Below are 20,807 nucleotides of genomic sequence, written 5' to 3'. Positions count from 1 at the left end.
GTATGAATGTGTCTGCTGCTGATACGCGCGCTTCGGTGTTTGGGATGCGCACGGACTTCCTTGCTGCCAACCGGACTGAATGAATGAGTGCGCCCGCGACATTGAACAGCGTGACCCTGGACCTTGCGGACGCGGTCGACGCGCTGTCGTTCAGTCCGCCGGTGACGCATGTCTACAACCCCCTGCGCTATGCCTGGGCCGCGCAGGCCGAATATCTGCGCCGCTATGGCGCGGCCAAGGGACGCATCATCCTGCTGGGCATGAATCCGGGTCCGTTCGGCATGGCGCAGGTCGGCGTGCCGTTTGGCGAGGTTGCGATGGTGCGCGACTGGATCGGGATCGATGTGCCGATCGCCAAGCCGGCGAATGAACACCCGAAGCGGCCGGTGCAGGGCTTTGATTGCACGCGCAGCGAGGTCAGCGGCAAGCGCCTGTGGGGCTGGGCACGCGACCGCTTCGGCAGCGCCGATGCCTTCTTCGCACGCTATTTCGTCGTGAACTACTGCCCGCTGGTGTTCATGGAAGCCAGTGGCCGCAATTTCACCCCGGACAAACTGCCGAAGGCTGAACGTGAGGCACTGTACGCGCACTGCGATACCGCACTGCGGCGCTCGGTCGAGGTGCTGCAACCGGCTGCGGCGATCGGTATCGGACGGTTTGCCTATGACTGCCTGGGGCGGGTGCTGGCGGATCAGCAGGTGCCGATCTTCACCGCGCCGCATCCGTCGCCGGCCAGTCCGGTGGCGAATCGCGGCTGGGCGCCGCTGATGGACGCAGTGGCCGATGAGGTCGAAGGCCAGTGCTGACACTGCATTCGACCAAGGCCGCATGGCGGATGCCGACGGCCTCCGGTTCAATCGGCACTTGCCCGTATTGCGCGAAATCCCTTTAATGGCGCCCCCTGATCGTCCCTTGATTGCTGCCGAGCCGGATTGTCCGTGACTGCGCTGTTTCTTCTGCTGGTGTGTCTGGCGCTTGGCGTGTTGATCGCCCGCTTCGCGCACCCGCCGCTGGGACTGGCACAGGGGCTCAACTGGTGGGTGATCAATATCGCGTTGCCGGCGCTGGTGCTGGAGCTGATTCCGCGCCTGCACTTCGAATGGCAGTTCTGGTTCCTGGTCGTCACCCAGTACATGGTGATGATCGGCGCGCTGCTGATTTTCGACCCGCTGGGCAGACGACTGGGCTGGAGCCGCGCACGCATCGGTGCCGTGATTCTGGTCTGCGGCCTCGGCAATACCTCGTTCATGGGCTACCCGCTGCTCGAAGCGCTGCGCGGACGCGAGGGTCTGGCGCTGGGCGTGATCGCCGATCAGGTCGGCTGCTTCATCGCGCTGGCGGTCGGCGGCGTCCTGGTGTCGTCGATCTACTCCGGCGCCACGCCGCACCCGAAGGACATTGCGCGGCGCGTGCTGCTGTTCCCGGCGTTCCTCGCCCTGGTCACCGGCGTGATCGTCGGCATGCTCGGCGGCTGGCCGTCGCAGATCGACGAGATTCTGCAGCGCCTGGGCGCGACGCTGACGCCGCTGGCGCTGTTCTCGGTCGGCCTGCGGTTCAAGCTGCATCTCGGCGGCGGGCAGATGCAGCCGCTGTTGCTGGGCTTGAGCTGGAAATTGCTGGTGGCGCCGCTGCTGGCCTTGCTGCTGGGATGGGCAACCGGCGTCGGCGGACTGACGCTGACGATCGGCGTGATGCAGACGGCGATGGCGCCGATGATCTCGGCGGCGATTCTGGCGGATCAGCACAATCTCGATCCGCCATTGGCCAACACCATTCTGGGCGCCGGCATCCTGCTGTCGGTCGTGACGGTGCCGCTATGGAGTCTGATGCTCGGCTGATCCCGCTGCCGGCGCGTCGTCGCCGGTGAGGATCGCCGTGATCGCACGACGCATCGCGCGCGCCAGAGCATCGCATTGCTTCGGCGGGCTGAACACGGCACGGGTGGCGAAGCCGTTGAACAGCGCGCCGACGGTGATCACCTTGGCTTCCAGGTCGCAGTCGCTGACGTTGCTGCGCGTGGCACAGGCTGCCTGCAGCGACGAGCAGAATCCGGACAGCGCTTCGCGATCGGCATCCTGCAGCAGGGCGGCAATCTTGGGGTTGCGGCCGGCTTCGGCGAGGATTTCCATTTTCAGTGCGGCGCGCTCGGCACGCCCAGCGCGGGCCAGGCCGGCATCGACGCCGTCGATCATCGCCTGCAGAAAATCGGATTGCGCGCGAAAGCTGTTGAGCACGTCATGCAGTTCTTCGCTGTCGCGCTCGACCAGCGCGGCGATGATCGCTTCCTTGTTTTCAAAGTAGTGATAGATGTGTCCGGCGCTCATGCCGGCGGCCTTGGAGATCGCGGCCATGCTGGCACCGTGAAAACCGGCCTGCCGGAAGCATTCGGCGGCAGCCTCCAGCACCTGCGCACGGCGCGCGTCCACCTGCGCCGGTTCGCTGAACCGGCGCCCGCGCGGGCTGGGATTCGGGTTTGCCATGTCGGTCCTCACCGTATGCCGATCCGAATGTCCTGCCTTGTTTTCGAATCGATCAATAATTAGAATGAACGTTCATTCTAACAAATTGTCGGACGCTTGCACGCTTGCCGGAATGATCGTGAGCGCGCACTTCCTGTTGGTCCGAAAGAGAACTTCCCATGCAGACTCTTCCCCCCAAGTCTGAGATGCGGTTTCTGGTGTCGGTGCTGCTGGCCGGCGTTTTGAGCGCCTGCGGCGGCAAATCCGAGCAGACCGCTGCTCCGCCGCCGGCCCCCGCTGTCGGTATCGTGACTCTGGCGGCGCAGCCGGTGACGATGACTGCCGAGTTGTCCGGGCGCACCACCGCGTTCATGGTCGCCGAGGTGCGTCCGCAGATCACCGGCATCGTGCAGAAGCGGCTGTTCGATGAAGGCGCCGAGGTCAAGGCCGGGCAGGTGCTGTATCAGATCGATGCTGCGCCGTATCGCGCCGCGTTCGACAGCGCCAGCGCTGCGCTGGCCAAGGCGCAGGCGAGTCAGGCGACCCTGAAGCTGCAGGCGCAGCGTTATGCCGAGCTGGCGCAGATCGACGCAGTCTCGAAGCAGGAAAACGACGATGCACAGGCGGCGGTGCTGCAGGCCGATGCCGAGGTTGCGGCAGCCAAGGCAGCATTGCAGACGGCGCGCATCAATCTGAACTACACCCGCATCACTGCGCCGATCGATGGGCAGGTCGCGACCTCGATCGTGACGCCGGGCGCCCTGGTCACGGCGAATCAGGCCGATGCGCTGACGACCGTGCGTCAGCTGGATCCGATCTACGTCGACATCACCCAGTCCAGTGCCGAAGTGCTGGCGCTGCGGCGGCGTATCGCCAGCGGGCAGGTCCAGCGTGAGAGCACGGATACGATCAAGGTGCATCTGCGCCTTGAGGATGGCGGCAGCTACGAGCATGTCGGCAAGCTGTCATTCACCGGCGTCGCCGTGGACGAAGGTACCGGTACGGTGCGCCTGCGCGCCGTATTCCCGAACCCCGATAGCCTGCTGCTGCCCGGCATGTATGTACGCGCGGTGGTCACTCAAGGCGTTGATCGCGAGGGTCTGCGTGTGCCGCAGAAGGGCGTCACGCACAACGCGCGCGGCGAAGCGATTGCGCTGGTGGTGAAGGACGACAACACCGTCGAGCAGCGTGTGATCGAAACGGCGTCTGCAGTCGGCGACGAGTGGATCGTCACCTCCGGTCTCAAGCCTGGAGACCGGGTGATCGTCGAAGGACTGCAGAAAGCGCGCGTCGGCGCTGCGGTGCAGCCGCAGCCCGTGGGCGGTGATGCCGCCACGGCCGTAACGCCGACTCCATAGGGGCCACCGCCATGGCGCGTTTCTTTATCGATCGACCGATTTTTGCCTGGGTCATCGCGATCGTCATCATGCTGGCCGGTGTGCTGTCGATCCGCAGTCTGCCGATCGAGCAGTACCCGACGATTGCGCCACCCACGGTGCAGATCAACGCGACGTATCCGGGTGCTTCGGCCGAGACCGTCGAGGACGCGGTCACGCAGGTGGTCGAGCAGAACATGAACGGGCTCGATGGCCTGCTGTACATGTCGTCCAGCAGCAGCGCCTCGGGCAGCGCATCGATCACGCTGACCTTTGACGCGAGCATCGATCCCGATATCGCCCAGGTGCAGGTGCAGAACAAGCTGCAGCTGGCAACGCCATTGCTGCCCCAGGCAGTGCAGCGACAGGGCATCCAGGTCACCAAGTCCGCGTCGGGCTTCCTGATGGTGGTCGGTCTGGTCTCGACCGACGGCAGCATGAGCAACAACGATCTGGGCGACTACATCGCCAGTTCGGTGCTCGATCCGATCAGCCGCGTCGATGGCGTCGGCAACACGCGATTGCTTGGCTCGCAGGCGGCGATGCGGATCTGGCTCGACCCCGACAAGATGACGAGCTACGCGCTGGCGGTCAGCGATATTTCAGCGGCGGTTGAAGCGCAGAACGCCCAAGTGTCCGCTGGAGAACTCGGCGGCCTGCCGGCGGTCGAGGGCCAGCAGCTCAATGCCACGATCACCGCGCAGACACGGCTGCGCACCGCGGAGGAATTTCGCAACATCGTGATCCGCGCCAATCCGGACGGTTCGGCCGTGCGTCTGCGCGATGTCGCGCGCGTCGAACTGGGGTCGCAGAGCTATTCGGTCATCGCCCAGTTTTCAGGCAAGCCGGCGGCGGGCCTTGGGATCTATCTGGCGACCGGCGCCAATGCCTTGAAGACTGCCGACGCGGTCAAGCAGCGACTCAACGAACTGTCGGCGCTGTTCCCGCCGGGTGTCGAAGTGGTGGTTCCGTACGACAGTACGCCGTTCGTACGCCTTTCGATCGAAGAGGTGGTCAAGACGCTGATCGAGGCGGTGTTCCTGGTCTTCCTGGTGATGTACCTGTTTCTCGGCAACCTGCGCGCGACGTTTGTTCCCGCGATCGCGGTGCCGGTGGTGTTGCTGGGAACGTTCGCGGTGCTGTCCGCGCTTGGTTTCTCGATCAATACGCTGACGATGTTCGCCACCGTGCTGGCGATCGGCCTGTTGGTCGATGACGCGATCGTCGTGGTCGAAAACGTCGAACGCATCATGCACGAAGAAGGACTGTCGCCGCTGGAGGCGACGCGACGCTCGATGGATCAGATCACCGGCGCGCTGATCGGCATCGCCACGGTGCTGTCCGCCGTGTTCGTGCCGATGGCGTTCTTCGGCGGATCGACCGGGGCGATCTACCGTCAGTTCTCGATCACCATCGTTTCGGCGATGGCACTGTCGGTGCTGGTGGCACTGACATTGTCTCCGGCTTTGTGCGCGACGATTCTCAAGCCGCCAAAGCCGGATCACGGCAACGGTGGATTCTTCGGCGCGTTCAACCGCTGGTTCGAGCGTGGCGCCGGACGCTATCAGGGCATCGTCGGCACGCTGCTGCAGAAGAGCATGCGCATGATGCTGATCTATCTGGCACTGGGCGGGGTGATGGTGTTCCTGTTCCTGCGCATGCCGACGGCGTTCCTGCCGGATGAGGATCAGGGCACGCTGATGGTGATGGCGCAGCTGCCGCCAGGTGCGACACAGCAGCGTACCCAGCAGGCGATGCGTGAGGTGCAGAAATACTTCCTGGCGCAGGAACCGGTGAAGTCGATCTTCACCGTTGCCGGTTTCAGCTTCAGCGGCCAGGGCCAGAATGCCGGCATGGGCTTCGTGCATCTGCGCGACTGGTCGCTGCGTCCGGGCAACGATCAGACCGCACAGGCGATCGCGCAGAAAGCCAACCGCGCGCTGTCGCAGCTGGTGCGCGACGCCAGCATCTTCGTGATTGCGCCGCCACCAATTCGCGCGCTCGGCACTTCGTCCGGCTTCGATGTGCAGATGCAGGATCTCGGCGGCGTCGGCCATGAAGTGCTGGTTCAGGCGCGCAACCAGTTCCTGGGTCTGGCACAGCAGCGCCCCGAGCTGGTCGCGGTGCGGCCCAACGGCATGGACGACACGCCGCAGTTCAAGATCGATGTCGATGCCGATCAGGCCGGTGCGCTGGGTGTGGCGATGGGTGACGTCAACACGACGCTGTCGACCCTGCTGGGCGGGACCTATGTCAACGATTTCATCGACGGGACCCGCGTGAAGCGCGTCTACATGCAGGCCGATGCGCCGGCACGCATGCTGCCGGACGACATCAAACGATTTCACGTGCGCAACAACGCCGGTGCGATGGTGCCTCTAAGCGCGTTCTCGACTTCGTACTGGACCTACGGTTCGCCCAAGCTGGAACGGTATAACGGACAGTCGTCGATCGAAATCCTGGGTGCGCCAGCGCCCGGTGTGAGTTCGGGAGAAGCGATGGCGGCGGTGGAGCAGATCATGCAGCAGATGCCGCCGGGCATCAGCTATCAGTGGACCGGCCTGTCGTATCAGGAACGCCTGTCCGGTTCACAGGCCCCGGCACTGTATGCGCTGTCGATCCTGATCGTGTTCCTGTGTCTGGCCGCATTGTATGAGAGCTGGTCGGTTCCGTTTGCGGTGATGCTGGTGGTGCCGCTCGGTGTGATCGGCGCGCTGGCTGCGGCGGGCCTGCGCGGACTGTCCAACGACGTCTACTTTCAGGTGGGCCTGCTGACGACCATCGGGCTCTCCGCCAAGAACGCGATTCTGATCGTCGAATTCGCCAAGTCCGAGATGGAACAACGCGGAGTGCCGTTGATTGAGGCCACGATGAGAGCGGTGCGTTTGCGTCTGCGCCCGATTCTGATGACCTCGCTGGCGTTCATGCTGGGCGTATTGCCGTTGGCGATTGCCAGCGGCGCCGGGTCCGGCAGCCAGAACGCGATCGGCACGGGCGTGCTCGGCGGCATGCTCAGTGCCACCGTGCTCGGTTTGTTCTTCATTCCCGTGTTCTTCGTGATGGTGCGCCGCGTGTTCAAGGCCAAGCTGCCGGGCGACACAGCCTCAACGTCGACGTCGGAGGTGCCGCGATGAAGCGTTCGTTTGCCCTCATGGCAGTGACGGCAGTTGCGAGTGGCGTGTTGAGTGGCTGCGTCAGCATGGCGCCGCACTATCAGCGTCCGGCGCCAGCGGTGCCGGCGGTCTGGCCGCAGATGGACGACGCTGCGGCGACGGAGGCTTCCGCCATTGCTGACATCGGCTGGCAGCGCTTCCTGCAGGACGCACGTCTGCGTGACCTTGTCGCGCTGGCCCTGCAACAGAACCGCGACCTGCGGGTTGCCACGCTGAACATCGAGCGCGCGCGGGCGCAATACCGTATCCAGCGCGCTGATCTGCTGCCGAGCGTCTCGGCGAGCGCAGAAGAAGTCGCACAGAAGACGCCGGCGACGGTGTCGCAGAGCGGGGTGGAGACGATCTCGCGCCAGTACAGCGTGGATCTGGGTGTCACCGCCTGGGAGCTGGATCTGTTCGGACGCGTGCGCAGCCTGAAGAATCAGGCCCTGCAGAGTTATCTCGCACAGACCGAGACACAGCGCAGCGCGCAGATCAGCCTGATTGCCGAAGTCGCAGGTGCCTGGTTGCAACTGGGTGCGGATCAGACGCGGCTGCAATTGGCTGCGGACACCTACGCCAGTCGCGAAAAGACCTATGCGCTGACACAGCGACGGCATGCACTGGGCGTGGCGTCCGCGCTGGATCTCGCGCAGGCGCGCAGCAGCGTGGAGTCTGCGCGTGCGGACGTCGCCAGCTATCGCAGTCAGGTTGCGCAGGATCGCAATGCGCTGCAGTTGCTGGCCGGTGCGCCGGTGCCGGAAGCGCTGCTGCCGGATGCGTCGGTTGAAACCCTGGCCGTGCTGGATGAGCTGCCCGCCGGAGTTTCGTCATCGGTGCTGCAACAGCGTCCTGACGTCCTGGCAGCCGAGCATCAGCTGATCGCGGCCAATGCAAACATCGGTGCGGCGCGTGCGGCGTTCTTTCCGCGGATCAGTCTGACCGCATCGGCCGGCACGGCCAGCACCACGTTATCGGGCCTGTTCGACAGCGGCAGTGGCGCCTGGTCGTTTGTACCGCAGATCAGCGTGCCGATCTTTGCCGGCGGGGCCAACCAGGCCAATCTGGATGTCGCCCATACCGAGCGCGAAATCACGCTGGCGCAGTACGACAAGACCCTTCAGACCGCGTTCAAGGAAGTGGCCGACGCTCTGGCGCTGCGTGCGACCGTGGACGAACAGCTGGCGGCGCGGCAGGCCCTGGTCGACGCCACGACGCAGAGCTACGCGCTGTCCGAGGCGCGCTATCGCAAGGGCGTGGACAGTTATCTGAATTTGCTGGACGCGCAGCGCACGCTTTATAGCGCGCGGCAGAGTCTGATCAGTGCGCAGCTCGCGCGTCAGACCAATCTGGTGACGGTGTACAAAGTGCTGGGCGGCGGCTGGAACGCGGCCGATGCTGCCGCGGCGGGTCCATCTTCGAATCGATGAGGGCGCCGTGTTATGCGTGGCGGACTGGGGCCGCTCTGTCGCCCGGTTTCGCAGCCGTCATTCGCAGCCGCCACTGGCCGTTCCAGCGGTCATCTGCAACCGCGGGGCGGCTGCCGCGGTGGCGTGCGGAAGGCGTAAGCTTCAGGACAAGAAGGTGGCGTGCCGCAACCGATCGTGTGACAAAGCAGGCGATCGGGCGCGGTGCCGCCCTGTTGGCGCACCACATCCGGTCCGTCCCCATTGAGGATCGCCATGCATGAGAATCATCTGATCGGCGCGTTGGTCTATGCGGCCCTGCCGTTTCTGATCGGCGTGTACATCATTCTGGTCGACGCCGGCGTCTTCAAGGACAAGAGCGGCCACGACGAGTTCTATCAGTGGATCAAGAGCAATCGCGTGCCGTTTCTTCTCGGTGGCGTTCTGCTGATGGTCTTCGCCGTATTCGAGTTCCTGCGGTATCTCGGCGCCTTCACGTCCGGCTAACCGGCGGCCAGCTCGCGCATCAGCACCGTGGCGTAGGTTCCAGGCGGAAGCTGGAATTGCACCTTCAGCACGTCAGGCTCCGGCCATTGCCATTGCAGATTCTGCGAAAACAGCCGCAGCGCGCGGCGGTCCTGATCGAGGCCGGCGCGTTCCAGGCCTGACTTCAGCGCGTCGCATTCCTGCAGTGCGTGCTGCTCCAGTTCGAGTGCCACGCCGGTCGTCGGCAGGCTGCCGCGGCCCCACAGCGGGCCCGAGGGATGAATGTCGCCGCTGGCGAGGCGCTCGGCCAGCGCTTCCGAATAAGCCTCAGGCCCGAACCACGAGCGTGAGCCCGAAAGCGACCAGACTTCGCCGTCCAGCGCCTGGTCCCAGTTGTGCTGCCGCACGCGTTCAGCCAGCACCAGATTGAACAGCTGCGAGCGCACGGCCGACAGCAGCATCGAGCGCGTGTTGCGATCGACGCGCTTGCCGGCAAACATCGCTTCGGCACGCGCGACATTGGCGCCGCCCAGACCGAAGCGCTGATCGCCGAAGTAGTTGGGTACGCCGCGTGTGGCGATGGCCTGCAGGCGCTGTTCGGCCGCGGCCGTGTCGCCCTGAACGTTGCGCAGATGCAGGGTGAAGCGATTGCCCAGCAGTGCGCCGCGCTTGAGCTTGCGCCGATGGCGATGCTGTTCCAGTACTTCGACGCCTTCGTGCGGGAAAGCCGACCAGTCGGGATCCGGGCGTCCTGGCAGATGCACGGTGAACACCTGCGTGGTCACAGCGTCGCGGTCCTTGAGTCCGGCGTAGCCGACGTCTACCGGATTGACGCCGGCGAAGCGCGCCAGCTCCTTGGCAACCCAGTCGGTGTTGGCGCCGCGTTTGCGCACCAGCAGCCAGGCATGATCGCCGTCGCCATCGGGCGCAATGCTCTGCAATTCATCGACGATGAAGTCTTCCGGCGTGCTGCGCAGGCTCGCCTGCAGCGGGGGGCCGCCGTAGGCATAGGGCAGTGTGCTCATGCGCCGGCTGCGAGCTTTGCGAAAAGGTCGTAGTCGTCAGCGTCGGTCACTTCGACCCGGATGCGCTGTCCCGGCAGCGGTCTGGCAATCCCTTCGACATACACGCGGCCGTCGATCTCCGGCGCATCGGCCCAGGAGCGTGCGATCACGCCGTCTTCGTCGATCTCGTCGACCAGCACTTCGATGGTCTGACCGATCTTGCGCTGCAGCTTGGCGTAGCTGATCTCCGCCTGCTTTTCCATGAAGCGCTGGTGGCGTTCTTCCTTGACCTCTTCCGGTACCGCGCCGGGCAGGGCATTGGCGTCGGCGCCTTCAACCGGCGAGTACTTGAAGCAGCCCACGCGGTCGAGCTGTGCCTGTTCGAGCCAGTCCAGCAGCAGTTCGAAGTCCTGTTCGGTTTCCCCCGGGAAGCCGACGATGAAGGTACTGCGCACGGTCAGGTCCGGGCAGATCGCACGCCACGCGGCCAGCCGTTCCAGCGTGTTCTCTGCCGCTGCAGGGCGCTTCATCGCCTTGAGTACGCTGGGGGAGGCGTGCTGGAACGGGATATCGAGGTACGGCAGCACCTTGCCTTCGGCCATCAGCGGAATCACCTGGTCAACGTGCGGGTACGGGTAGACGTAGTGCAGGCGGACCCAGGCGCCGAGCTCGCCGAGACCGCGGCACAGGTCGAGCATCCGGGTTTCGTATTCGCGATCGCGCCACTGGCTCTTGGCATAGCGCAGATCGGCGCCGTAGGCCGAGGTGTCCTGCGAGATCACCAGCAGTTCCTGCACGCCGGCCTTGACCAGCTTCTCGGCTTCGAGCAGGACCTCTCCGACCGGGCGCGAGCGCAGCTTGCCGCGCATCGACGGAATGATGCAGAAGCTGCAATGGTGATTGCAGCCTTCGGAAATCTTCAGATAGGCATAGTGTCGCGGCGTCAGTTTGACGCCCTGGGGCGGCAGCAGGTCCAGGAACGGATCGTGCGCCGGTGGCGCCGCCAGATGCACCGCATTCATCACGCTGGTGAAGTCCTGCGGTCCGCTGATCGACAGCAGATCGGGAAACTTCTCGCGCACGATATGGCTCTTGGGGCCGGTGCCCAGGCAGCCGGTGACGATGACCTTGCCGTTCTCAGCCATCGCCTCGCCGATCGCATCCAGCGATTCCTCGACCGCGGCGTCGATGAAGCCGCAGGTGTTGACCACGACGACATTGGCTTCGTCGTAGCTGGGCACGGTTTCGTAGCCTTCGGCGCGCAGCTGCGTGAGGATGCGCTCGGAGTCGACCAGGGCCTTGGGGCAGCCCAGCGAGACGAAGCCGACTTTGGGCGGTTCTGCGGACTTGGGCGGCTGGGTGCTGGCGGTGGGCTCGGCGGCCATAGGGCTGGCGGATGCTGTGCGGTGGAGGGCGCATAGTGTAGCGTTTGCCTCAACCGGCAATGACGCCTGACCCCCACCCTGGAGCGCCCGATGAGCCACTATTTCGAGTCCGACGATCTGAAGAAATTCGGGGATATCGGCCGCCACGCCAAGTCCCTGGCCGACCAGTTCTTCAAGTACTACGGCGCTGTTACCGGCACGGACGGCGCGCTGACCAAGCGCGAAAAGTCGTTGATCGCGCTGGCGGTGGCGCATTCCGAGCGGTGCCCGTACTGCATCGACGCTTACACCACGGCGTGTCTGGAAGCCGGGGCCAATCCGGAGCAGATGACCGAAGCCGTGCACGTGGCGGCGGCCATGAAAGCCGGAATCACGATGGTGCATGCGGTGCAGATGAACAATCACCTGGACAAGCTGGTGATGTGAGCCGGAATCCGCCGTCTGTGTACGATCGAACACAAATGCCGGACTGAAAGTGCATCGGATGGATACGGTGCCCCGTATCATCCCGTGCGTGCCGCAGCGTGCGGTCGCCCACTGATCCGCCGGAGTCTGTTCGCCATGGCCGTTGCGATCGCCTTGCTTTGCGTGTTCATGCTGGCTTACGCCAACGGTGCCAATGACAACTTCAAGGGTGTCGCCACCCTGTTCGGCAGCGGCGTGTCGGACTATCGCAAGGCCCTGAACTGGGCCACCGGCATGACCCTGCTGGGCTCGCTGGTTGCAGTGCTGGCGTCAACGCAGCTGCTCGCGACCTTCAGCGGCAAGCAATTTGTCAGCGCGCAAACCTTGCAGATGGTGGGCTACCCGCTGGCGGTGTGTGCGGCCTGCGCCGCGACGGTCTTGCTGGCGACGCGCTTCGGCTTGCCGATTTCGACCACGCATGCGCTGGCGGGTGGTCTGCTCGGGGCCGCGTTCGCGGCGCCGGACTCGGTGATCGACTGGGCGCGCGCCGGCCGCTCGATCTTTCTGCCGCTGGCGGTAGGGCCGGTGCTTGCCGTAGTTGCCGCCGTGGTGCTGTACCCGGCCTTGCGCGCCTTACGCACGGCGATGGGTGTGAGCAGCCAGACCTGTGTGTGCGTCGGCGACGTCTGGGTGCCGCAGGTTGACGGCACGGCAACCAGCCAGCTGCGCGTCAGCGTTGCCGATCAAGCCGAATGCCGACAGCAGTACGCCGGCCACGTGATGGGCATGCCGGCGCAGCGACTGATCGATGGGCTGCACTATCTGTCCGCAGGCGTGGTCAGCTTTGCCCGCGGTCTCAATGACACGCCGAAGATCGTCGCGGTGACCCTGCTGGTGGCGCCGTTCATGCCCTTGAACGCAGCGTTTCCAGTCATCGGTGTTGTCATCGCCGCAGGTGGCCTGCTCGGCGCGCGGCGTGTGGCGGCGACGATGTCGCAGAAAATCACCGCGATGAATCCGGGGCAGGGCCTGTCGGCCAATCTCGTGACCAGTGCCCTGGTGCTGGCGGCGTCGCCGCTGGGGTTGCCGCTGTCGACCACGCATGTGTCCTGTGGAGCCTTGTTCGGCATCGGCGCTGTGACCGGGCAGGCGCGCTGGCGCACGATTTCCGGCATCGTCATGGCGTGGATCATCACGCTGCCGATGGCCGCGCTGCTGGGTATGCTGTTCATGCGCCTGAGTCTGAACTTCAGTTAGGAAAAAATAGATGGACGACGATCAATCTGCCGCCGCCGATGTCACCGCCAAGGTCCGTGACTATTACGGGGAGGTGCTGAAATCCACCGCAGATCTGCAGACCAGCGCGTGTTGCACCGCTGAGGCGATGCCGCGGCATCTGTCGCGCCTGCTCGCGGACATCCATGACGAGGTCAAGGATCGCTTCTACGGCTGCGGCTCGCCGATCCCGCCAGCGCTGGCGGGCGCCACCGTGCTCGACCTCGGCTGCGGCAGCGGGCGCGACGCCTATCTGATGTCGCGCCTGGTCGGTGCCGAGGGGCGCGTGATCGGTGTCGACATGACCGAGGCGCAGCTGGCGGTCGCACGCCGCCATCTGGGATGGCACGCGGACAAGTTCGGCTATGCCAACGTCGACTTCCGCCACGGTTTTATCGAGGATCTGGCGGGTGCCGGCATTGCTGACAACAGCGTCGATGTGGTCGTCTCGAACTGCGTGCTCAACCTGTCGCCGGACAAGCCGCAGGTCTTCCGCGAGATCTTCCGTGTGCTCAAGCCCGGCGGCGAGCTGTATTTCTCCGATGTGTTTTCCGATCGCCGCGTGCCAGTGCCGTTGACGCGCGATCCGGTATTGCTGGGCGAATGCCTGGGCGGAGCGATGTATGTCGAGGACTTTCGTCGCTTGATGGCGCAGGTCGGCTGTCTGGACGTGCGCACCTGCGGCAGTGCGCCGATTGCCGTGCTGAATCCGCAGATCGCCGAGAAGCTCGGCAATATCCAGTTCCGTTCGCTGACGGTGCGGGCATTCAAGTTGGCGCTGGAAGACCGCTGCGAGGACTACGGTCAGGTCGCACGCTATCTCGGCACGATTCCCGATCATCCGCACGTCTTCGAGCTGGACGACCATCATCGGCTGGAGACCGGGCGGCCGATGCTGGTCTGCGGCAATACCGCCGACATGCTGACCGCGACGCGCTACGGCGCGCATTTCCAGATTGACGGCAACCAGGCGACGCATTTCGGTCTGTTCGATTGCGCGCCCCCGGCGCTGGACCGTGGCGACAAGCCGGCTGGCGCCTGCTGCTGAGATCACGATGAACGCACCTGCCGACGGTAACGCCACGATCCGCGCTTATGACTTTGATGCAGCGCTGGAGACGGCCGGACTCAATCTGACGCCGCAGTCGATCGACATCCTCCAGCTCAACGTCACCAAGCTATGCAATCAGGCGTGCCGGCATTGTCACGTTGATGCGTCGCCGGCGCGGACCGAGGCGATGACGCGCGAGACCATCGAGCAGTGCCTGCGTGTGCTCGAAGCGCATCCGCAGATCGGGGCGCTGGATATCACCGGCGGTGCCCCTGAGCTGCATCCGGATTTTGAATTCCTGGTGGCGCAGGCAACCGCCTTGGGCCGGCACGTGATGGTGCGTCACAACCTGACCGTGCAACTGGACGGCCATCCGGTCAGCAAGCGCGCGATGGATCATCTGCCCGCATTCTTCGCGCAACACAAGGTCGAGGTGATTTCCTCGCTGCCGTACTACCAGCAGTACTTCACCGATGCGCAGCGCGGCGGCGGCGTGTTCAAGAAGAGCATCGAAGCGATGCAGCGGCTGAATGCGGTGGGGTATGGCATCGACGGTAGCGGGCTGATCTTCAATCTGGTCTACAACCCGGTGGGTCCATACCTGCCGGCGGCGCAGTCCGAACTCGAAGCGGAATATAAGAAGCATCTGCAGCAGGAATTCGGCCTGCACTTCAACGGTCTGTTCACGATCACCAACATGCCGATTCACCGCTTCAAGCTGCATTTGCAGAAGAGCGGACAGTACGCGGCGTACATGGACAAGCTGCTGGCCGCATTCAATCCGGCCGCTGCGTCCGGCGTGATGTGCCGCAACCTGATCAGCGTCGATCACACCGGCGCGCTGTTCGACTGTGACTTCAATCAGCAGCTGGGCATGACGGTGCGGCCGCGTTCAACGATCTTCGAATTCGACTACGACGCGCTGATGCAACGCCGCATCCGCTTTGAAGATCACTGCTTCGGCTGCACGGCGGGCGCCGGCTCCTCCTGTGGGGGCGCCACCGCCTGAAGAGGGCGCCGCGACAGGCTGGGGCGAAAAAGCCCCAGCCTGTGCAGCGGAGTGCTTTCAGGCTTTCGCTGCAGTCCGTTTCGCGGTCTTGCGTGCCTTGGCGGCCGGGCTCGCGGTAGGCATGACCCACTCGTAGTCTTCCGGTTTGACGTGGCGTGTCTGCAGCCAGTAGCGCCAGGTCGACCACGGCCAGATCGTGAAGTTGACGCCGTCCGCGGTCTGGTACCAGCTCTGGCAGCCGGTGCTCCAGACGCCGTGCTTGAGGTTGGCCTGGACCTTGTCGTTGAACGCGCGCTGCACTTCGGGCTTGACGTCGACATAGCTGGCGCCACGCTGGTCGAGCTGCGCCATGCAGTCGAGGATGTAACGGACCTGCGCTTCGATCATGAAGATGATCGAGTTGTGGCCCAGCGCGGTGTTCGGACCGACCAGCTGGAACATGTTCGGATAGCCGTTGACGGTCACGCCCATGTAGGCCTCCGGCGCACGCTTCCAGTCTTCGCCCAGCGTGTGGCCATCGCGTCCGGTCAGCTTGAAGTCCTTCATGTAGATGCGCGGGTCGACGACGAAGCCAGTGCCCAGGACGATGCAATCGGCCGGGCGTTCCACGCCATCCTGCGTGACGATGCTGTGCTCGCGGATCTCGCGGATGCCGTCGGTCACCAGTTCCACGTTCTTGCGATTGAACGTCGGGTAATAGACGTTGGAGATCAGCACACGCTTGCAGCCGATCGTGTAGTTCGGCGTCAGCTTGCGACGGACTTCAGGGTCGTGCACCTGCTTCTTCAGGAACAGCAGCACCAGTTTCTGCAGCGCGCGCGCCAGCGGCGGATTGAAGATTGGCCAGACGCGGGATTCGTTGCTCCAGTACAGGCGTGCACGATGCAGCTTGCGCAGCCAGTCAAAGCGTCCGAACAGTTTCTTGGCCAGCTCCGGATAGGCCCGCGTATCCCGCGGGATGACCCAGGCCGGTGTGCGCTGGAACACGGTGAGCTGCTTCACTTTCGGCGCGATCTCAGGGACGTACTGGATCGCGCTGCCGCCGGTGCCGATTGAAACCACGTTCTTGCCGGTGACGTCGTAGCTGTGGTCCCACTGCGCGGAGTGGAACATCTTGCCCTTGAAGCGTTCCATGCCGGGGATCTTCGGAATCTGCGGCACATGCAGCGGGCCGGACGCGAGCACCCAGTGACGCGCGATGATGGTCTGCCCGGTGCTGGTCGACAGGCGCCAGCGCCCCTCGTCCTGCAGGAACTCGGCGCCGGTCACCGCCATGCCGAAGCGGATGTAAGGCCGTAGCTTGTAGCGGTCGGTGACGTCGAGGATGTAGTCCTGGATCTCGCGCCAGCCCGGATAGCGCATGCTCCAGTCAGCCTTGGGCGCGAATGAATACGAGTACATGTGCGACTGCACGTCGCAGGCGGCGCCGGGATACGAGTTGTCACGCCAGGTGCCGCCAACCTCGTCGGCCTTTTCCAGAATGACGAAGTCGGTCTTGCCTGCTTCGAGCAGTTTGATGCCCATGCAGAGCCCGCCGAAACCCGCACCGACGATTGCGACGTCGGTGTGCAGGGTGGGGAGCGCAGTGCTGCCGTCAGCTGCCATCAGTACATCCTCCAATCCATGTTTTGGTATCACGCAAGGACCGCAGCGTGTGCTGGTGAATCTAGGCGCGGCATTGACCCCGCTCAATGTCCGCGCTGCGCGGCAATTGATAGTTTTGACCGTATACCGGCCGCAGAGCCGCCTGCAGTGCTGTGGTGGAGACCATGACCAGCCGATCGATCCTGGGTTTGATGTACACGATGCAGGGGCTGCAAAAGCTCGGCGAGGACCCGGTGCCGGTACTGGCGCGGCACGGTATCGATCTGGAGGCACTCGATCCCAATGCGCGGATCGATCGCACCCAGGAGCTGCGGCTGTATACCGAAGTGGCCGAGCACTTGCGTGATCCGGCCGCCGGGCTGCATGTCGGGCGCTTCATGGGCTTCGCCGGCTATGGCCCGCTGACGATGCTGCTGATGACCTGCAATGACACCCTGCATGCGATCGAGGAAGGCATCCGCTATCAGGCGCTGACCTATCTGTACTGCACCTTGAGCTATCAGCGTGGCGAGCAGGACAGCACCCTGAGTCTGGCGCCGCCGCCGCTGGACCCTCGGGTACTGCGGTTCCGGGTCGACACCGAGATGTCCGGCACCTTCAAGCTGATCAACGATCTGCAGGCCACCCTGGGCACAGGGATTCGTCCCGATCGTGTGGATATTCCATATGCGCGCCCGGATGACGTGGGCGTGTATGAAGCGCACTACGGCTGCACGGTGCGGTTCGGGCGCGATCAGGCCCGATTCTGGGTGCGCAATGAACTGCTCGACATCCGCTTTCCAACGGCCGACCCGGTGGCGCACGCGGTCTACCGTCGGCAATGTGATCAGCAGCTGCAGAGTTATCAGAGCGAGCTCGAGGGTCTGGGGCAGCAGGTGGGGCGCTATCTGGAGCTGTTCAACGAGCGCTTCCCCGATGCCGCCGAGGTGGCTCGATTCTTCGGCCTGTCCGAACGTGCGATGCGCCGGCGGCTCGGCGAAGAGGGCGAAAGCTTTCGCGATCTGCTCGGCGGCGTGCGCTACGCCAAGGCGCGCGATCTGCTGCGCACGACCGATCTGAACGTCGAAACCATTGCCGAGCGTCTGGGCTACTCGGAGCCGGCCGCATTCATCCATGCCTTTCAGCGCTGGTCGGCCACCACGCCGATGGCCTACCGCAATTCACGCGGCACGCCGGAGCGTTAGGCCGGCAGGGCGCGGCGTGGCGCTGCAGCATAAGGACATTCCATTTGTGTGCGCCGGGTGTCAGTGAGCGTGAAAGCGGCGTTATGCTGCCGCCCTCGTCCGCAGGAACACGGAGACAGAACCATGGCGCGCATCTACGACAACATTCTCCAGACCATCGGCAACACGCCGGTTGTTCGCATCAATCGGCTGGCACCGGAAGGCGTCGACCTGTTCGTCAAGGTCGAAGCGTTCAATCCGCTGGGCTCGGTCAAGGACCGGCTCGCGCTGGGCGCGATCGAGGACGCCGAGAAGAGTGGTGCCCTGAAGCCCGGCATGACCGTGGTCGAGGCCACCAGCGGCAATACCGGCATCGGCCTGGCCATGGTCTGCGCGCAGAAAGGCTATCCGCTGGTGGTGACGATGGCCGAAACCTTCAGCGTCGAGCGTCGGCGCCTGATGCGCTTTCTCGGCGCCAAGGTGGTGCTGACGCCGGCAGCAGAGAAGGGCACCGGCATGGTCAACAAGGCCAAGGAGCTGGCCGAGGCGCATGGCTGGTTCATGACACGCCAGTTCGAGAACGAATCCAATCCGGACATGCATTCGCGCACCACCGCGCGCGAGATCGTTGAGGCCTTTGCCGGCAAGCGGCTCGACTACTGGGTCACCGGCTTTGGTACCGGCGGCACGCTGCGCGGGGTTGCGCGCGTCCTGGCCAAGGAGCGTCCGGACACCAAGATCGTCGTCGCCGAACCGGCTGAAGCCGCGATGCTGACCGGCGGGCAGGCGCAGCAACGCAATGCCGACGGCTCGCCGGCGGCGACGCATCCGGCGTGGAAGCCGCACCCGATGCAGGGCTGGAGTCCGGACTTCGTGCCCAAGATCACCCAGGACGCCGTCGAGAGTGGCGTGATCGATCGCATCGTGACCATCGCCAATCCGGATGCAATGCGCTGGAGTCGCGAGCTGGCGCAGAAGGAAGGCATCTTCGTCGGCATCAGTTCAGGCGCGACTTTTGCCGGTGCCCTGCAGGTGGCGGCCAGTGCTGCGCCCGGTTCAACGATCCTGTGCATGCTGCCGGATACCGGCGAGCGTTATCTGAGCACCCCGCTGTTCGCGGACATCGCACCGGAGATGAACGATGCGGAACTGGCGATTTCCGCCTCGACGCCGGGGTATCGATTCAGCTAGTTCGAGATTGATCCGGGGTGCACACGGCGCCGCAGTCCTCAGGGCTGCGGCGCTCTCGATTCAGGCGCGCAGGCGGTAGCCGCTGCGGAAGATCCACCAGACGATGCCCAGACAGATCGCCAGGAACAGCATGATCATGCCGAGGCTGATGCCAACGCTGACGTCGGATACGCCGTAGAAGCTCCAGCGGAAGCCGCTGATCAGATACACCACCGGATTGGCCAGTGCGATCTTCTGCCATATCGGCGGCAGCATGGCGATCGAGTAGAAGCTGCCGCCAAGAAAAGTCAGCGGCGTGATCACCATCAGCGGGATGATCTGCAGCTTCTCGAAGCCGTCGGCCCAGATGCCGATGATGAAGCCGAACAGGCTGAACGTGACCGCGGTCAGTACCAGGAACGCGAGCATCCAGATCGGATGCTCGATGTGATAGTCGACGAACAGACGCGCGGTGGCCAGGATCAGCACCCCGAGCAGGATTGATTTGCTCGCCGCGGCGCCGACATAACCGATCACCACCTCGACCGCCGACACCGGCGCCGACAGCACTTCGTAGATGGTGCCGGCGAACTTCGGAAAGTAGATGCCGAACGAGGCGTTGGAAATGCTCTCGGACAGCAGCGACAGCATGATCAACCCGGGAATGATGAAGGCGCCATAGCTGACGCCGTCAATCTCGCCCATGCGCGAGCCGATCGCGGCGCCGAACACGACGAAGTACAGCGAGGTCGACAGCACCGGCGAGGCGATGCTCTGCATCAGCGTGCGGAACGCGCGCGCCATCTCGAAATGATAGATCGCGCGGATGGCATGAATGTTCAGAGACATGGGCTCACTCGGAATGCACGAGGCTGACGAAGATGTCTTCCAGCGAGCTCTCGCTGGACTGCAGGCTCTTGAAGTCGATGTCGTGCGTATTGAGTTGACGCAGCAGCGGCGCGATGCCGGTCTGCTCCGACTGCGCATCGAAGGTGTAGGTCAGGGTCAGGCCGTCGGCGGACAGTTCCAGCGGATGGCCGGCCAGCTCGGCGGGGATCTGCTCCAGCGGCTTCTGCAGCTGCAGGGTCAGCTGCTTCTTGCCGAGTTTTTCCATCAGCGCGTTCTTCTCATCGACCAGCACGATCTCGCCCTTGTTGATGACGCCGATGCGATCGGCCATCTCCTCGGCTTCCTCGATGTAATGCGTGGTCAGGATGATCGTCACGCCGCGCTCGCGCAGGCCACGCACCATTTCCCACATGTCACGGCGCAACTCGACGTCGACGCCGGCCGTGGGCTCGTCAAGAAACAGGATCGTCGGTTCGTGCGACAGCGCCTTGGCGATCATTACGCGGCGCTTCATGCCGCCGGACAGGGTCAGGATCTTGGAGTTGCGCTTGTCCCACAGTGACAGGTCGCGCAGCACCTTCTCGACATAGGCGTGATCGCGCGGCTTGCCGAACAGGCCGCGGCTGAAGTTAACCGTTGCCCACACCGTTTCGAACGCGTCGGTCGAGATTTCCTGCGGCACCAGACCGATCGCGCTGCGTGCGGCGCGGAACTCGGTGACGACGTTGTGGCCGTTGGCCAGTACCGTGCCGCTGCTGGGATTGACGATGCCGCAGATCACGCTGATCAGCGTGGTTTTGCCGGCACCATTCGGCCCCAGCAGCGCGAAGATTTCACCGCGGCGGATATCCAGGTCGATGTTCTTCAACGCCTGAAATCCGGATGCATAGACCTTGTTCAGAGCTTGGACGGAGATGATCGGCTGCACGTCGGCGCATCCAGGTTCGCGGTAAAGGGGCAGCTATTGTAAGAGTTCGTGTCCCGTGCGGCGCTCGTTCGTCACGTGCTGGCA

Annotated in this window: 18 protein-coding genes; 12 read left to right on the top strand and 6 right to left on the bottom strand. The window is 64.2% G+C overall.

What is annotated here, in order from left to right; all coding sequences use genetic code 11:
- The first annotated feature begins 83 nt into the window (after positions 1-83).
- Both E4T66_RS20365 and E4T66_RS20360 read left to right on the top strand, forming a co-directional pair.
- A complete protein-coding gene (locus tag E4T66_RS20365) occupies positions 84-806 on the top strand; it encodes a uracil-DNA glycosylase family protein (protein WP_136851805.1) in 723 nt (240 codons plus the stop codon).
- Positions 807-938: 132 nt separating this feature from the next.
- Positions 939-1,838, top strand: a complete 900-nt coding sequence (locus tag E4T66_RS20360) for an AEC family transporter (RefSeq protein WP_211243055.1) — start codon at positions 939-941, stop codon at positions 1,836-1,838.
- On the opposite strand, the gene E4T66_RS20355 is transcribed toward E4T66_RS20360, so the two are convergent.
- Entirely contained in the window at positions 1,815-2,480 is a 666-nt protein-coding gene (locus E4T66_RS20355; protein WP_136851803.1) for a TetR/AcrR family transcriptional regulator, read from the bottom strand. The genes E4T66_RS20360 and E4T66_RS20355 overlap by 24 nt on opposite strands.
- Positions 2,481-2,638: 158 nt before the next feature.
- Here E4T66_RS20355 and E4T66_RS20350 point away from each other — a divergent pair, with 158 nt between their 5' ends.
- The 4 genes from E4T66_RS20350 to E4T66_RS20335 all read left to right on the top strand — a co-directional run bounded on the left by E4T66_RS20350 (position 2,639) and on the right by E4T66_RS20335 (position 8,900).
- Positions 2,639-3,817, top strand: coding sequence for an efflux RND transporter periplasmic adaptor subunit (locus E4T66_RS20350; RefSeq protein ID WP_248679826.1), 1,179 nt, complete (start codon positions 2,639-2,641; stop codon positions 3,815-3,817).
- Between the two features lie 11 nt (positions 3,818-3,828).
- On the top strand, positions 3,829-6,969 hold the full coding sequence (locus E4T66_RS20345; RefSeq protein WP_136851801.1) for an efflux RND transporter permease subunit: 3,141 nt from the start codon (positions 3,829-3,831) through the stop codon (positions 6,967-6,969).
- Positions 6,966-8,417 carry an AdeC/AdeK/OprM family multidrug efflux complex outer membrane factor gene (gene adeC / locus E4T66_RS20340; protein ID WP_136851799.1) on the top strand — a complete coding sequence of 484 codons (1,452 nt, stop codon included), beginning with the start codon at positions 6,966-6,968 and terminating at the stop codon, positions 8,415-8,417. Before E4T66_RS20345 ends, adeC begins: the two co-directional genes overlap by 4 nt.
- Positions 8,418-8,669: 252 nt before the next feature.
- The gene (locus E4T66_RS20335) at positions 8,670-8,900 is read left to right on the top strand and encodes a hypothetical protein (RefSeq protein WP_136851797.1); all 231 of its coding nucleotides are present in this window, start codon (positions 8,670-8,672) and stop codon (positions 8,898-8,900) included.
- Here the strand turns inward: E4T66_RS20335 and truD are convergent.
- Positions 8,897-9,904 (bottom strand): tRNA pseudouridine(13) synthase TruD, encoded by a 1,008-nt coding sequence (gene truD / locus E4T66_RS20330; protein WP_136851795.1) that lies wholly within the window; start codon positions 9,902-9,904, stop codon positions 8,897-8,899. The genes E4T66_RS20335 and truD overlap by 4 nt on opposite strands.
- Entirely contained in the window at positions 9,901-11,268 is a 1,368-nt protein-coding gene (gene rimO / locus E4T66_RS20325) for a 30S ribosomal protein S12 methylthiotransferase RimO (protein ID WP_136851793.1), read from the bottom strand. Before rimO ends, truD begins: the two co-directional genes overlap by 4 nt.
- Positions 11,269-11,358: 90 nt before the next feature.
- On the opposite strand from rimO, the gene E4T66_RS20320 reads away from it, so the two are divergent.
- From E4T66_RS20320 to arsS, 4 genes are all read left to right on the top strand, one after another.
- Entirely contained in the window at positions 11,359-11,694 is a 336-nt protein-coding gene (locus E4T66_RS20320; RefSeq protein ID WP_136851791.1) for an arsenosugar biosynthesis-associated peroxidase-like protein, read from the top strand.
- Between the two features lie 135 nt (positions 11,695-11,829).
- Positions 11,830-12,930: an inorganic phosphate transporter gene (locus E4T66_RS20315; RefSeq protein ID WP_136851789.1), complete on the top strand. Its 1,101-nt coding sequence runs from the start codon at positions 11,830-11,832 to the stop codon at positions 12,928-12,930.
- A gap of 10 nt (positions 12,931-12,940) precedes the next feature.
- Positions 12,941-13,996: a methyltransferase domain-containing protein gene (locus E4T66_RS20310; RefSeq protein ID WP_136851788.1), complete on the top strand. Its 1,056-nt coding sequence runs from the start codon at positions 12,941-12,943 to the stop codon at positions 13,994-13,996.
- A gap of 7 nt (positions 13,997-14,003) precedes the next feature.
- Entirely contained in the window at positions 14,004-15,008 is a 1,005-nt protein-coding gene (gene arsS, locus E4T66_RS20305) for an arsenosugar biosynthesis radical SAM (seleno)protein ArsS (RefSeq protein ID WP_136851786.1), read from the top strand.
- 57 nt (positions 15,009-15,065) lie between these two features.
- Here the strand turns inward: arsS and E4T66_RS20300 are convergent, their stop codons facing one another.
- A complete protein-coding gene (locus E4T66_RS20300; protein WP_136851784.1) occupies positions 15,066-16,613 on the bottom strand; it encodes a flavin-containing monooxygenase in 1,548 nt (515 codons plus the stop codon).
- Positions 16,614-16,777: 164 nt separating this feature from the next.
- Between E4T66_RS20300 and E4T66_RS20295 the strand changes: the two genes are divergently transcribed.
- Both E4T66_RS20295 and cysK read left to right on the top strand, forming a co-directional pair.
- Positions 16,778-17,797, top strand: coding sequence for an AraC family transcriptional regulator (locus tag E4T66_RS20295; RefSeq protein ID WP_136851782.1), 1,020 nt, complete (start codon positions 16,778-16,780; stop codon positions 17,795-17,797).
- 123 nt (positions 17,798-17,920) lie between these two features.
- On the top strand, positions 17,921-18,967 hold the full coding sequence (cysK, locus tag E4T66_RS20290; RefSeq protein ID WP_136851780.1) for a cysteine synthase A: 1,047 nt from the start codon (positions 17,921-17,923) through the stop codon (positions 18,965-18,967).
- A gap of 60 nt (positions 18,968-19,027) precedes the next feature.
- Here cysK and E4T66_RS20285 read toward each other — a convergent pair whose 3' ends face one another.
- Positions 19,028-19,789 carry an ABC transporter permease gene (locus E4T66_RS20285; protein ID WP_136851826.1) on the bottom strand — a complete coding sequence of 254 codons (762 nt, stop codon included), beginning with the start codon at positions 19,787-19,789 and terminating at the stop codon, positions 19,028-19,030.
- A 10-nt stretch (positions 19,790-19,799) separates the two neighbouring features.
- A complete protein-coding gene (locus E4T66_RS20280) occupies positions 19,800-20,723 on the bottom strand; it encodes an ABC transporter ATP-binding protein (RefSeq protein ID WP_136851778.1) in 924 nt (307 codons plus the stop codon).
- Positions 20,724-20,807: the final 84 nt, after the last annotated feature.

The organism is Sinimarinibacterium arenosum, assembly GCF_005047655.1.
In the GTDB taxonomy this organism is placed as follows: Bacteria; Pseudomonadota; Gammaproteobacteria; order Nevskiales; family Nevskiaceae; genus Solimonas.
The sequence above is the reverse complement of the archived record's forward strand: the minus strand, read 5'-3'. Positions and strand labels throughout refer to the sequence as shown.